The sequence below is a fragment of the Thiorhodococcus mannitoliphagus genome (assembly GCF_010915725.1).
Taxonomy (GTDB): domain Bacteria; phylum Pseudomonadota; class Gammaproteobacteria; order Chromatiales; family Chromatiaceae; genus Thiorhodococcus; species Thiorhodococcus mannitoliphagus.
In genome coordinates this window covers 1-13,968 of record NZ_JAAIJR010000137.1, presented here as the reverse complement: position 1 = coordinate 13,968, position 13,968 = coordinate 1, and the positions used below count along the sequence as shown (strand labels likewise).

8 protein-coding genes are annotated in these 13,968 nt (G+C 59.9%); 4 read left to right on the top strand and 4 right to left on the bottom strand.

The window, feature by feature from the left end; genetic code table 11:
* Nucleotides 1-432: 432 nt before the first annotated feature.
* Nucleotides 433-843 carry a PIN domain-containing protein gene (locus G3480_RS21840; protein ID WP_240905971.1) on the top strand — a complete coding sequence of 137 codons (411 nt, stop codon included), beginning with the start codon at nucleotides 433-435 and terminating at the stop codon, nucleotides 841-843.
* Nucleotides 844-1,243: 400 nt separating this feature from the next.
* On the opposite strand, the gene G3480_RS21835 is transcribed toward G3480_RS21840, so the two are convergent.
* Nucleotides 1,244-2,155, bottom strand: a complete 912-nt coding sequence (locus G3480_RS21835) for a patatin-like phospholipase family protein (protein ID WP_164656044.1) — start codon at nucleotides 2,153-2,155, stop codon at nucleotides 1,244-1,246.
* Nucleotides 2,156-2,662: 507 nt separating this feature from the next.
* Here G3480_RS21835 and G3480_RS21830 point away from each other — a divergent pair.
* Together G3480_RS21830 and G3480_RS21825 are read left to right on the top strand one after the other, a co-directional pair.
* A complete protein-coding gene (locus G3480_RS21830; protein ID WP_164656042.1) occupies nucleotides 2,663-2,935 on the top strand; it encodes a BrnT family toxin in 273 nt (90 codons plus the stop codon).
* Between the two features lies 1 nt (nucleotide 2,936).
* Entirely contained in the window at nucleotides 2,937-3,233 is a 297-nt protein-coding gene (locus tag G3480_RS21825) for a BrnA antitoxin family protein (protein ID WP_164656040.1), read from the top strand.
* 606 nt (nucleotides 3,234-3,839) lie between these two features.
* Here the strand turns inward: G3480_RS21825 and G3480_RS21820 are convergent.
* From G3480_RS21820 to G3480_RS21810, 3 genes are all read right to left on the bottom strand, one after another.
* Entirely contained in the window at nucleotides 3,840-4,136 is a 297-nt protein-coding gene (locus G3480_RS21820; protein WP_164656038.1) for a DUF1640 domain-containing protein, read from the bottom strand.
* 148 nt (nucleotides 4,137-4,284) lie between these two features.
* Complete coding sequence (locus tag G3480_RS21815) at nucleotides 4,285-7,770, bottom strand: efflux RND transporter permease subunit (protein WP_164656036.1); 3,486 nt, start codon at nucleotides 7,768-7,770, stop codon at nucleotides 4,285-4,287.
* Nucleotides 7,771-7,784: 14 nt separating this feature from the next.
* Nucleotides 7,785-8,786 carry an efflux RND transporter periplasmic adaptor subunit gene (locus tag G3480_RS21810; RefSeq protein ID WP_164656034.1) on the bottom strand — a complete coding sequence of 334 codons (1,002 nt, stop codon included), beginning with the start codon at nucleotides 8,784-8,786 and terminating at the stop codon, nucleotides 7,785-7,787.
* Between the two features lie 606 nt (nucleotides 8,787-9,392).
* Here G3480_RS21810 and prsT point away from each other — a divergent pair.
* Nucleotides 9,393-13,085 (top strand): XrtA/PEP-CTERM system TPR-repeat protein PrsT, encoded by a 3,693-nt coding sequence (prsT, locus tag G3480_RS21805; RefSeq protein WP_164656032.1) that lies wholly within the window; start codon nucleotides 9,393-9,395, stop codon nucleotides 13,083-13,085.
* The last annotated feature ends 883 nt before the right edge of the window (nucleotides 13,086-13,968 follow it).

The following is a 13,968-nucleotide window of genomic DNA, read 5'->3' as shown; positions in this document are numbered from 1 at the left end:
GTCGGATCAGTGTCCGCTTTCAGCTCGGAATGCTGTCCGCTTTGACGTCGGATTGGTGTCCGGTTTGGATCGGAATAGGTGTCCGGATTCGGCCGGAATACTCAATCCACGATTCAGGTGGGAGTCGGGGTCATGGTTCGGTGGATTTCGCCGCGCTTGACCTACCGGACGTCGGCCTTGGATGGCGACCGCCGCGCGTCAGTCGCCCCTCGATCCAGGGGTAAAGAATCCTGACACCTAGGTGGCCCGCTGGGGCGCTCGATTCGGGTGGATCGCGGCCTCGAATGCTCCGTGTCAAAAGCGAAAAGCCGAGACAGTACAGCCTGGCACGCGTGTTCTAGCGGGGGGATCCTGCGGAGAATTGGGGCCAGGTGACCGTGTTACCTCTTGACTTGCTCGGGTTATTTCATACGATCGTTGTGCTCGATACAGATGTCATCGTTGCCGCTGTTGTCGACTGGGGCCTCCCGGTTCTTGCTGCATGAGATTGGTGTCGGGCGCGTGATGGCGGCGGCCTCCGTGCCGCTGCTTTTAGAATACGAAGCCGTGCTCAAACGCCCGGAAACGCTGAATCGCTCAGGCGGCACGGCGGCGGATATGGATGTGATTCTCGATCAGTTGGCCGCCGTGCTGCGGCGGGTGCCAATCTGGTATCTGTGGCGACCGCAGTTACGTGACGCCAATGACGACAGGGTGCTGGAGGCTGCGGCAAATGCGGCGGCGATGCATCTGGTGACCTTCAATATCCGCGACTTCGGGGAAGCGCCGAGCCGATTTGGGATCCTGCTTTGCTGCCCAGCTGAACTCGCGAGGAATCTGCGAAGAACTAGTGTCAGGTCTTGAAATCAGGTATTTGACCGCTTCCCGGCCCGTGCTCGCGAAAGACAGTTGTCCGCGATCCTAGCGCTTAAGCGGCGGATCTGAAAAACTTTCTGACATCGCGAGTCGGTCCGGCCAGGCCTTGGCCCGAGCGCCCGGCGTTGCATCGATGGGTTTCACTGCGTACGTGACGGGCCGGTGGCTTTTTGAGCCAACTGTAAAGAAGCCTGACACCCTGGCGGTCCCCTCGGTCCCCTGGAGCGCTCGATGCCGGCGGACGTCGGCCTTGAACGGCGCCGCCCGGAGGCGACGCAGGCGTGAGCTGTCTTCTCAGTACGTTCATTATCCGATCATGGGGTTTCTATGGTTTTAGACGCCCTAGCTTATGGCGGATCTGCCATGAAGTTAAGCACACCGAGTCGCGTCAGATTCCAGCTCGTTGCTGGGCGCGGAAACGGCGCATCTTCTCAGGGAGGATGCGAAGCGTGGTCTCATAGCCGGCGCTGTGGAGTTCCAGTTTGGTCGCCGTCGTCAACCCGAATTCCAATGGCGTGACGCCTTTGGTGTCGATGATGACGGTGGCGTTCCAGAAGGCGTCCTGGATGAACTCGCGCGAGAGGCTGGTCATGAAGGCCCGCATCAGCATTTGCAGATAGTCCGGAAGCGCGATCCAGCGCCGTTGCGCGGGTTGGCAGCCGTTCGCAGTGGCGCGCAGCCGGAAGCAGCAGTTTGGTGTGCCATCCTGTGCCCAGTCCCGCCGCAAGATGTCCTCGGACAAGATGCTGCCATCAACCATCAGGTGTGGACCGTGCTCCTTATAGGCGAACAGGAGCGGAATGCCCATGGAATAGCGGATCGCGCGAGAGACGCGCATCTCCGGGCATTGCTTGCGGTCGAAGACCACGGGGGCGCCGTTACGCACATCGGTGGCGACGACATGCAGGTCGAGGGACAGATCCTCGAAACGGGCGCCCTCAAGTTGTTGATCCATCCAGCGCTCGAAGCCTTCGCCGGATGAGAGTCCGCCGTGGAAGAGGAGCTGATAAAGGCTGAAATCGCGGAAGCGTCTGAAATCGACGCCGAGCGCGAGTTCTTTCATGGACGCAGCCGGCCAGCCGGCGGCGCGCAGCCCGGCGACGATGCTTCCGCCCGAGACGCCGACGATGTGATCGCCGACCGCGCCGAGTTCATCGAGTGCCTGGATGACTCCAACGTGTGCGGGTAGGCGTGTTCCACCTCCGGCGAGAATGGGGACAATCTTGCCAATGTCTGCGGATTTCGTCGCATGAGGCGACGGGGGTGCGTCTGTGGGCAACAACTCGGGAATCGGGGTCATGGGGAATCGGGGTCAGGTCTTGTAATCATTCATTGGATGGCTTCGTCATCTGGACCCATGGAGCCCCATCCATTCGCCACAAGAACGTTTAATCGCTTGATCGATAAAGCTTTCCGGCTTTTGATGCCGGTTTGTTCAGCCGCCGTTCCGAAGTCTCGGCGGCTTGGTTCGCTGGGTTGCCCCGCGCCAATTACCCCGCGATCCAGGTGTAAAAAATCCTGACACCCCGGCGGCCCACTGGGAGGCTCGATCCGGGTGGATCTTAGCCCCAAACGGCCCCGCGCGGTGCCCGAACGTTGCTCGGTCGATTGGCGCCACGGCCCGCATCAAGGTCTAACCCATTGTTCTTGAATGACCAGACCCGCCCCATTCGCCAGCGCTCAGTCGTCGCGCAACGGCCGTTCCCGCTGCGATCGCTCCCGGATAAAAGTGTAAAATTTTCCGACACCCTCGAAACGGCCAGGCTGCGGATTGGTCTCTAACCCGTCTGTCACATACACTTGAACGATGATCACCTGGGACGAAACGAAGCGCCACGGCAATCTCGCCAAGCATGGATTGGATTTTGCCGATGCTGAGACGATCTTCGACGGCCCGATGCTCACGATCGAGGATGCGAGCGAAGGTTATTGGGAGCAGCGTCTGAAAACACTTGGCATCCTTGGCGGACGTGTCGTGGTGCTGGTGTGGACTGAAGGAGACGCCGGACCACATCTGATTTCTCTTCGGTACGGTGACAAGCGTGAAACCAAAGACTTCTTCAGTTATTTTCACTCCTGAAATGATCGCCGCCGCCATCGCCGCGGCGCCCCAGGAGGCGGTCTCGGATCCGGACAATCCCCCGACACAAGCGGGTGATTGGAACGATGCCATCATTGTCCATGAGGGCGGCTATCCAGCGGTGCAAGCCGCCTTGGAAGAGCGCCAGCGCAGCCGGAGGCCATGCAAGGCACCCAAGAAGATCCTGACGACCATCCCCTTCGACGCGGATGTCCTTGCAGGGTTGCGCGCCACTGGCAAGGGCTGGCGGGCACATGTCAACGACTTGATGCGCGAATGGCTGGCGCGACGGGAATAGAAACAAGCAAGGTAGCAAGGTAGGATGGGTAGAGCGGCCCAGCAGAACGCGCCGAAATTGCTCCGACGCCCGTGGCCGCGAAACCCATCGACCCACAGCGCCAACGCTTAACTCTCTGATTCAAAAGCCTCTCTGATTCAAAAGCCTGACGCCATTGCGAGCCGATTCGATCGGATGCTGTTCCGATGCCTCGGTGGTTTGGTTCGGTGGGTTTTGCTGCGCTCTACCCACCCTCTCATTCGTGGTGGCTGGCGGTCGCGCCGAGCCAATCACCCCGCGATCCAGGTGTAAAAAATCCTGACATCACCATGAATCGCTGGGGCGTTCGATTCCGACGGCATTCGTCCTTGCTCTGCTCCGTGCGGTAGTCGAGCGCGGGGCAGTCGATCAACACAGCGGCAACGATCACCGGCCGACTCATCAGCTCTTTGATGACTTATGCCGCTTCATCCTCTGGCGCCCTCCCGCCGGTCAACGGCGTTTCCGTGTGCGATCGCGTTCCGGGCAAGAGTATAAAATTTTCTGGCACCCGGCCGCTTCGGGACGGTCGTGTCGCCGATTATCCGCGGGGAGCGATCGGTTCGCTCCCATCGCCGGCCCTGGCCATCACAATAACTTCACCATGGCGGCAATCGCCGCGACCTGAGCGAGCATGATCGGCAATAGCCAGCGCAGCAGGTCGGATTTGATGCGTTCGATCTGGGTCGAAAGATCCGCGCGTACTTGCTCGATCTCCTTCTGTAGCCGTAATTCGGTCTCGCGCACATGCCCCTGGGTCGCCAGGTTGGAGAGATTCGGATAACGCTCTTCGAGTTGCTCGAAGGCTTCCGCAATGACTTTGGCTCTGGCCCGCTCATCCGGGGCCGTGGCCAAGGCTTCATCGAGGGCGACAGATGATGACATGAGGGCATCCTTTGTGATGCATGGTTGACGTCAGTTTAGCGTGAAACCGAGCCACAGCCAGCGTTGGTTGCGCTCGGACCCTAGAGCGCGGACTTTGCCCATCCTGCAGATCCGGGTCTACTTGGGTCAGGTCACTTCCGGAAATCGCCTAGCGCCCTTCGATAGGCTGATCCATGACCCGGTAAGCCTGTTCTAACTCCAAAAGCCGGGGACTCTGCGGATCGAGCGCCCGCGCCCGCGCAAGATATCTCCTGGTTCGTTCCATGTACCCAGAATCCCATCCTATTTTGTGCACATAGAGCAGCAGGGCTTGAGCCGTTGCCAGACTGAAGAGCAGTGACCCGATGTTCTGATCTGAGAGATGCTGGAATCCACGAATGGCCTTCTCCAACTCGCCGCGCTCAAGGGCGTCGAGTGCATCCCGATAGGCGGCCCGTTGCGCCACGTCAGCGATGGCCTCTTCAGAGACGGTGTCGCGGACCGGTTGACCTCGGAAGCGAGAGAGCCACTTCTGAAGGGAACTCGGCGTTCGAGCAACGAGAAGGGGTAGATATTGCAGCTTTTGAACCGGCGTCAGCGGTGGGCGAGTCACCACCAAGTAGGTGGCGGGTATTAAGAACAGTGTCAGGAGCGTGGAAAACATTAGCCCCCAGACAATCGAGGTGGCTACAGGCCCCCACATCAATGACTCGCCCGCCAAACCGGTCGCTAGGGAGAACAGACCTGCAATGGTGGTCACGGATGTGATGAGAATCGGAACGACGCGCCGTCGGGCTGCCGATACAATGGAGCGGGAAACGCTGAACCCATGCTTGTTGTATCTGTTTGCCGTACTAATGAGAACAATGGCGTCATTCGCCGATATCCCCGCAAGTGCAACAATACCGTAGAGCGTGTAGAGGCTCAGAGGGTTTCCGCTGACGATGAGACCCATGACAACACCAATGAACGCCATGGGTACGGCTGAGAGCACAAGGAATGGCTGCTGATAGCTCACAAACTGTGTGCCAAGGATTAAATAGATCAATCCCAAGCCGACAACAAAGAGTCCTATGATGGCACCCAGGCTCTCTTGAATGTCATCATTTTGGCCGGAGAGATCAAGGGCAATGCCTGGGAAGCGCGCCGCGTTCTTCGCCCAGAATGCTTCGATCGCCTTGGTCGCGGTGATCGTATCGGTTCTCGCGCTGTCAATGTCGGCCTCGATCGTGATTGCGCGTCGAAAATCGAAATGTCGGATGTTACTAATGGTGTGTCCCGATTCTGAGTCCACGAGGTTCCCAAGCGCAATCTCGCTTCCGTCAGGAAGTCCCACGGGATAATCTAAGAAGGACTGCGTATCCAGCATTGCACGGGGTTGAGTGCGCACGCGGACCACCAAACGCTCCCCCTGATTCTGCATGCTGGCAACAACCTCGCCATCGGCATAGAGGCGCACAATTCGCACGACGTCCGCGGGACTCAGGCCGGCCCGAACAATGGCGTCAGGATTAAGATGCAGCTTCAACTCCATACGCCCGAGGGTATCGTCGTCGGCGATATCGATGACCCCGTCTGTCGTGTTCAAGAAGCCTTTCAACGCGCGCGCAGCTGCTCGAATCGCCGTGATGTCATTGCCGCGCACCTTTACGCTGATCGGCTTCTGCGTCGGCGGGCCAAGCTTGCGAGTCAGGAAAACGATTTCGAGCGGTCCGGCAATTCCTTGAAGTGCGTCTCGGACTTCGTCGATGATCACATTGACATTTCGACGGTCCGGGCCTGCGGGCTTGAGGCTGACAAAGACTTGTCCCTTTTCTTCGCCATAGAGGGGCTCTTGTGCCGTAACGCGTTGGCCTGCATACCGGATAATGGCCTCTGCCTCATCTGGGCGGAGATGGGCGCGCACACGGTCCTCAATCTCGGCAAGCACCTCAAGCGTCTTCTCCGCTTTGGTTCCGGGGGGCATCTCCACCCCGACGTAGAAGAGTCGGTAGAGGTCGGTCGCAAAATAATCCACGCGCACTGCGCCGGAAACCACCACAAGGACAGCGCCGGCGAGCAACGCGATGCCAACCCCGAAGGCCGTTCGCCTCCAGCGAAGCACCTTCACCAAGAGTCGGGCGTAATACCTGCGAAACGCCTGGATCCAGCGATTTCTGATCGCTTGAATGCGCCCCGGCCTGCGCGGATTGACTCGGGCCTTGATCATGTGACTGGGTAAGATCCAAAAGGCCTCAACAAGACTGATCAGAAGCGCGAGTGTGACCACCGCCGGCACGTACTTCATGTAGTCCCCAAGGACTCCTGGAATGAGCATCAGCGGTAAGAACGCGGCAATGGTGGTGAGCACCGCCGCGACGACTGGCACGCCGACTTCTCGGAGTCCGGCCATGGCGGCCTCGACCGCCTCGTATCCCTCGAGCAGCTTCTGATAGATGGCCTCAACCACAACGACTGCATCATCGACCAACATGCCCAAGCTGATGACGATCGCAAGCAGGGTTGTTGAGTTGAGCGTCTGACCAAAAAGCGCGAGGCAGAGGAAGACGCCCGCGAGCGCGAATGGGATGCCGATGCTGGTGAGAATTGCGACCCTCAACCCTAGAAAGATACCAACAGAAAAGACCACTAGAATGAGGCCGACGAGCGCGTTGTTCTCCATCACTTCGATGGCGTGTCGTGTCTGTAACGTCTGGTCTTCAATCAACGTCAAACGAATACCCTGAGTCGCTAGGACGGGGTTTTGCTCCGTCATGTATGCTCGAATGTCACTCAGTAGTTTGAGATTGTTGGTCGCATCGGACTTGAAAATTGACAGCATGACGGCGGGATGTTCCTCGAAACGCACAAGTTCCTCCGCCTCCTGCCGGCTTCTGACAATGTCAGCGACAGAGCGCAGAGGTAGCTCACCAATCGCGGTCACGACCGGTATGGCTTCTAGATACCGTGGGTCTTCGCTCGTTCCCTCGAGCCGTACGAACCACTTCTGATTGCCAACTTGAACGCTGCCCGCCGCGAGGTTGCGAAAGTAAGCGTTGACCGTGTCAGCCAGCGCGACGGGGGACAGCCCCAAGCCGACGAGTCGCTCGGGAGAAAAGTCGACATGCAGCTCGGGATCGTACTCGCCGATGGTGTCGACCCGATCGACACCTGAAATCCGTTGAATATCCTTGCGAACATTGACAGCGGTTCGGCGCAAGACCTCATCGTCAGCGAGCCCAATGACAGAGAGCGTTGCGGTTGGAAAGAGATTCGCGCTGCTAATCTCGATGATCTCTGGCTCAGTCGCCTCCTGCGGCATTTCTCGCTGCTGAGTCTGCACTTCACGTCGGAGATCATCCATGCGTTTCGCGAAGGTATCCGGCGAGATGTCCATGAAGCGAAGCATGATGATCGAAACACCTTGGCGGCTCGTGCTGTTGACGAACTTGATGTCATCGACCTTTTGGATCCCGTCTTCCAACAGATCCGTAATCCGCTGTTCCACGTCTTCAGCTGACGCGCCGGCCCAGATGGTCGTGATCGCTACCCAGTTGAAATTGACGCTTGGATCTTGCTCTCGAGGAAGGTTCAGGTATGCGATGGACCCGAGCACGAGCACCAGCCCGAACGTCAGGTTCGTCAAGACATGGTTTCGTATTAGCTTCTTGAACATCGATCGACCTGCCTTCAGGGAAGACGCACGGCATCGCCATCGCGCAGCTGGTAGCGACCATCCACGATGACCTTCGTCTCTGGGGGCAAGTCCACCGCTGCGGGATGGCCCATGCGGGCATCTGGCAGAGCAACAAATTCGGCCTTGTCTTCGTCAACCACGAAGAGGCCCAATGTTGTGCCGCGCTGGACGATCAAATCCGCAGGCACCTCGCCTCGACCGAGAATCCAACGCAGCCGGCCCGTCTCGCCAGCCAAGGCACTTCGGTCCTCCGCAAAAGGGAGCCGGACCTCATAGGTGCGCAAACGTGTCTCCATGATCGGTAATACCGTCCTCAACTTCACCGGATAGCGGGCATTGCGGCTCACGAAGTCAATTGACTGCGCACTTTTCAGACTGTCCAGATCTTGCTCTTGAACTTTGGCGCTGATCTCGATGTTTTGGTCGTCAAGCAAACGCAGGATGGGCGTGCCCGGCACCACGTAGTCACCGACACTCGCGATCCGCTCCACGATCACTGCGTCGATTGGACTTTGGATCTCGCACTTGCCCGCGTCATAGGCAGCCGCTTGAAGGTCGGCGCTCAGTCGATCGACATCGGCCTTCAGTGTGCGTGCCTCGGCTTCCCGCCTGTCGTTCTCCTCCTGTGAAATGCTGCGCTTCTGAGATAGCTGCCGTGCGTTTTCGAACTGCCGCTGAGCGAAGGCATAGCTGGACCGTCCAGCTTCCAGGGCTGCCTGCATTCGCGAAACCTTGATTCGATATGGCTCGCACTCCACGCGTGCGACAACCTGCCCTTGCGTGACGCGGTCTCCGACCCTCGCCTCAATGGCCGCAATGACTCCAGCGATCTCCGCGTCGAGATGGGTGTCGTTGAGCGTTACCGCGACGGCTGGTGCATCGCGCTCCGGGTAGACTAGGATGCTACTCAGCGTCGCCAAACTGACAGGAATCGGTCCGCCTCCAGCGTCCTGGGCCAGGATGGGGAGGGCAAAGACGCCCGAGATCAGGGCCATAACCAAGCGCCATTGTTTGCTCACCAACATCATCTGGACATCCCCGAAGCGAAATTGAGGCTTTGATCATCAACCCGGCGTCCTTTAGCAGACTTTGCGTCGTCAGGGCTTCCAGCCCTGATTTCGTCAGGCCAAGATGGCCTGACTAAGCAGCCTGTCGTCCACTTGGCCGAAACGATGATCAAGGCCGAAATTGACATCCTCGAAGCGAACCTTACGCTGCTGCCACATGCTCGCGCTTAGCCGTCGTGAGCGAGGCCGAACCATTGCCCGAACCAAACTTTATCTGACTCCGCAGGCCGGCCAGAAGCGCGCGGCGTGGCGGCGATGCTGCCGCCAGCGACCCCTGCGATGTGACAGCAGACTGCGCCCAGCGAATCGATTGGCTGGATGCCTGTCTGAGGGACCGCTTATGGACATCGTGCATCAATTGTGTCGATCGAATTCGTAGGGCATCATAGCCGAGGTTGCCTCGTAACGGGTTTCGCCGAGCCAGGTTTATCGACGTGGCCGATCCGCTCGATCGAACTTTACCCCCCTGCCATACGGAGATGTGATCCGATGCAAGCTTCAAGCGCCGTTACTTCTCGCTTTTCGGTGGCCGCAATGCTGATTGCAGCCCTGATGGGCGGTTGCGGGCAGTCAATCACTCCCGAGGAGTCTCTGTCGCGCGGCGAAGCGGCCTTGGCGAGTGGCGAGCTGCGCACGGCTGTCATCGCGTTCAAGAACGTCTTGCAGGAGGAGCCGGGCAATGCGGAGGCGCGAGCCTTGCTGGGGCAGGCATCGCTCAGGCTCGGTGATCCCGTGGTCGCCGAGCAGGATTTGGAGCGTGCCCGGCAATTGGGTGCGGATGATGCGCTTATACAGCCCTGGTTGACGAGGGCTTGGCTCGGGCAAGGTAAGTATGACCAGGTGGCCGCCTTGACGGTTGCGGACGAGGTGCCCGCCGAGCGCCGCGCCGCGCTCCTAGCCGTCAAGAGCGAGGCGCTTCTCGCTCAGCGGGATCTGCCGGGCGCTGAAGGGGAAGCGGATGCGGCCTTGCGCGCGGACCCGAATTCCGTCCCCGCCTTGCAGGCGATGGCGCGCCTGAAGGCAGCTCAAGGCGAACTCGACGCGGCAATCACGCTGGTTAAGCAGGCGTTGGAGCGCGACGCATCCAATGCCGGGGCTGAGAATCTGCTCGGCGAGATCGAGCGTGCCGCCGGTCGTCTGGATGAGGCGGAAGCCGCCTTCACGCGGGCGATGCAGGATCCGGTGCGGGGACCGCAGAGTCAGTTGAACCGCGCTACCTTGCGGATTCAGGCCAATCGGCTCGATGAGGCGCAGAGCGACATCGATGCCTTGAAGAAGCGCGTCAAGGACAACCTCTTGGTCGATTATGCCGAGGCGCAGCTCCTCTATGCCCGTAGGGACTACGCAAAGGCGATCGAGCGTCTGGATGCCTTGCTCGGGGCCAACCCCAGTTACATCCCCGCCGTGCGGCTGGCTGGCGCAACGCGTCTCGCCCTGAGGGAACCGGCCGTGGCGCGTATTCATTTGCAGCGCGCGGTCTCGGCCTTGCCGGACGACGTCGAGGCGCGGCGCATGTTGATTATGGCGCTGCTCCAGGTGGGCGAGGCGGCCGAGGCGGAACGTTTGGCCAGGGAGCGCATCGAATCGGCCCCCGAAGATACGGCAACGACGGATCTGTTGGCGAGCGCTCTGATGATGCAGGGTAAGGGCGACGAGGGCGTGTCGTTTCTGCGCCGCGTCAGCGCCATTCAGTCCGATTCGGCGGCGGCCAACGTGCGTCTTGGGGCGGCTCTTCTGGGGCAGGGTGATGTCGAGGAAGGATTGAAGACCCTGCGGGAGGCGCTCAAGCAGGATCCGGAGCTGCAAGGTGCGGCCGAGCAATTGGTGTTCGGCTATGTCAGCAGCGGCGATCTTGACCAGGCATTGCAGGCCGCGCTCGAATATCGCGACCGCGATCCTGGCTCGGCGCGCGCCCATGCGCTCTTGGGCGCAGTCTATCTGCAGCGCGAGCAGATCGCGGAGGCGTCACAGGCATTTGAGAAGGCGCTGGAGTTGGACCCGGGCAATCTTGCCGCCAGCACGGGCTTGGCGACCTTGGCGCTGCGCAAGGATGATTTGACTGCGGCACGCGGCTATTTCGCCAAGAGCCTGGAGAGCCATCCAGACGATGATCGCTTGCGTCTGCTGCTGGCCAGGCTGGCCATGGCGCAGCAGGATACCGCTGCAGCCAAGGGCTATCTCGACGAAGCCGTTGAGCGCAATCCCGATGCACTGCTGCCACGGCTCTATCTCGCGGCCTACTATCAGCGGGTCGGCGATGCCGATAAGTCTCTGGACCTGCTTTCTGAAACGCGGCGCGATTTCCCGAACAATCCTATGCTACTGGGGCTGACAGCCGATGCGCAGTTGACGCTCCGACAATTCGATGCGGCCAAGTCGACTCTGGAAGACCTACTGATCGATGCCCCGAACGATCCTCGAGTGCGGGTCGCCTTAGCGAGTGCCTATGCGAGCCTGGGTGAGTCCAACTCGGCCAAAGCCGAACTCGAGAAGGCGCTCGAACTGGATGCGAACCTGGCCCCAGCGGTCAATCTGCAGGCGCGTTTGGCCATCGCCGAGAAGGATCTGGACGGGGCCGAGCAGGCGTTGGGCGAGCTAACCCGATTGTTGGGACCGAACCACACGGATGTCTTGCTGATCGAGGGGCAGCTGGCTCAGATCAAAGGGGATCTGTCGGCGGCAAACGGGACCTTCCAGCGCTTGCTCGCATCGGGGGGCGATGCACTGGATCTGGATTCGGATCCGGGGCTGCGCAATGCCGCCGAGCAGCTGGTCTTGGGCTATGTGAGCAGTGGTGATCCAGAGGGTGCCCTGAAGGCGGCCTTGGAGCTGCGCGAGCGTCAGCCCGACTCGGCTCGTGTCCACAATCTTGTCGCCGCGCTCTATCTGCGCGACAAACAACTCGATCTGGCCGGCCAGTCGTTCCAGCGTGCGCTTGAGTTGGAGCCGGGCGACGTCGCGGCGATTGGCGGTCTGGCGACGATCGCCATCGAAAGTGAGGACCTGGATCGGGCTCAGCAGCTCTATGAGGAGGGCTTAAAGACGCACCCGAACGAGATTGCCTTGTTCACTGGCTTGGCGCGGGTGGCTTTGCTGAGGAACGATGCCGCAGCGGCGGAGGGGTATCTCGTCCGATCGGAGCAGGCCAATCCGCGCGCCCTTCAGCCTAGGCTTTTCCTGGCCGCCTTCCATCTGCGTCAAGGCAATCCGGCGCGTGCCCTGGATGTACTCACAGAGGCCAGCCAACTGTCTCCAGACGCTTTCCAGCTGTTGGCCTTGCGTGCTGAGGCGGAACTGGACTTGCGTCGCTTCGAGGCAGCGCGCGAGACGCTGGTCAAGTTGGATCGGGTCAGACCCGACCAGCCGAGTGTCTTGATGGCCCTCGCAAAAGCGGATGCCGCCCTGGGGCGTCTGGATGACGCTGAGCAGTCGCTGCAGCGTTTGATCAAGATCGATTCAGGGTCGGTCCAGGCCTTGAGCAGTTTGGCTGCATTAGCGATTGCTAGGAAGTCCTATGATGACGCGGCGGCTCGGATTGAGGAGCTCGAGCAGGTCCTCGGCGCCGAGAGCGCGAACGTGCTTGCCCTAGGTGGCGCTCTGGCGGAAAGTCAGGGTGATACGCAGGCTGCGCTGGCGAGCTATCAGCGCCTATTCGACCAGTCGCCGAATATGAAGAGCGCCCTGTTGCTAGCGCGAGCGCGTGTCAAGACCGATGATCTGGACGGGGCGAGTCATCTGCTCACGGATTGGCTCGGGCAGCATCCTGATGATACCCAAGTTCGGTTCACGCTGGCGCAATTGCAGATGAGAATGCAGCGCCCCGAGCAGGCGATTACGGAATTTCGGGCTGTGCTGAGTAAGAACCCTGACAATGCGGTTGCGCTGAATAATCTAGCGTGGCTGCTTCAGGAGCGCGAGCCGGCGCAGGCGCTTGAGTATGCAAGGCGCGCGCACGAATTGGCGCCGAAATCCGCAGACATCGCCGATACCCTTGCGGTGCTGTTGATGCGCAACGGCGACCTTCGCGAGGCGGGGCGCATGAGCGACCTCGCCTTAGCCGCCGATGCCGAAAACGGCAGCATGCTCTTCCACAAGGCGCAGATCCTCGAGAAGGAGGGAGATAGGGCCCAGGCGGAGCTGGTGTTGAAGACGGCCTTGAGGGTCGGTGGGACGTTCGAGGAACGCGCTGAGGCTGAGGCTATGCTGAAGCGGTTGAGCGGCAGCTGACGAGAGTTCCTCAGGCTGCTTGAAAGCGCTTGCCCCTTGGATCCAGGAAGGACTCAGAACTCGGCGCTTTCCGGGAGTCCTTATACCTCGTGCCGCGTGCAATCGTTGACGCTGTAGGGGCGAATTCATTCGCCCCTTGTACAGATCCTGGGGCTATCCCCTTTGCCGAAAATCACCTAAGTCGATGCGCAAGCCGTCCGCCCCTCACCACCTATCGGTTTTATGTAGCCAGGGCTTCCAGCCCTGGCAAACCAGGCCAGGATGGCCTGGCTACGCAGGCTTGGAGCGGCTGTTCCGGTTGATTTCGGGAAACCGATAGGTGTGGAGCCGTCCGCCCTAGAATCCTTGAGGGCGCAAAATGTTTGCAGATGAGTCAAATTTCGATGAAGCGTCCGACCATCCAAGGCCGTCGGTATCGGGATCGAACCGACGATTCCGATTGCGATCCCGATGGCATGACTCGTCGGTCTGAGGCGAAGCCTCGCTAGGTGTTGTAGGCTAACCTGATTTTCTCTGAAAACTAGGCATTGATCACCGAACCGCCCAGTCGATTGAGTCGGCAGCGCGCATCCTTCGGGCAAAGGGTCGTGGTGGTCGAGGGAGCGGTTGGACCAAAGGATGGTCTAGGCCGAAATAGGTTAGGCGCGAAAATATTCTCGGCGCCTTCTTCGTGCGCAACCGACTATTTACCTGGCGTGTCTAGCGAATTTCGCAACACCGATACTGAATGGCGAGTTCGAGGTTCCGCTCTTTGTCAAGCAGCGGTTCCTCTCTCTAGAGCAACCTTAGAGGCTGTCTGGAAGCTCGTAGATACTCTGTTCTGACGCAAGTCCGATTTGCCTCCTGTCCATCATTTTTTTCTATCGGCATCGTTGTCTCAGCG

What these genes read in the sequence shown, in the direction of transcription:
- G3480_RS21835 (WP_164656044.1), bottom strand. Translation starts at nt 2,155, where the DNA reads ATGACCCCGATTCCCGAGTTGTTGCCCACAGACGCACCCCCGTCGCCT.
- G3480_RS21825 (WP_164656040.1), top strand. Translation starts at nt 2,937, where the DNA reads ATGATCGCCGCCGCCATCGCCGCGGCGCCCCAGGAGGCGGTCTCGGAT.
- G3480_RS21820 (WP_164656038.1), bottom strand. Translation starts at nt 4,136, where the DNA reads ATGTCATCATCTGTCGCCCTCGATGAAGCCTTGGCCACGGCCCCGGAT.
- G3480_RS21815 (WP_164656036.1), bottom strand. Translation starts at nt 7,770, where the DNA reads ATGTTCAAGAAGCTAATACGAAACCATGTCTTGACGAACCTGACGTTC.
- G3480_RS21810 (WP_164656034.1), bottom strand. Translation starts at nt 8,786, where the DNA reads ATGGCCCTGATCTCGGGCGTCTTTGCCCTCCCCATCCTGGCCCAGGAC.
- G3480_RS21830 (WP_164656042.1), top strand. Translation starts at nt 2,663, where the DNA reads ATGATCACCTGGGACGAAACGAAGCGCCACGGCAATCTCGCCAAGCAT.
- prsT (WP_164656032.1), top strand. Translation starts at nt 9,393, where the DNA reads ATGCTGATTGCAGCCCTGATGGGCGGTTGCGGGCAGTCAATCACTCCC.
- G3480_RS21840 (WP_240905971.1), top strand. Translation starts at nt 433, where the DNA reads ATGTCATCGTTGCCGCTGTTGTCGACTGGGGCCTCCCGGTTCTTGCTG.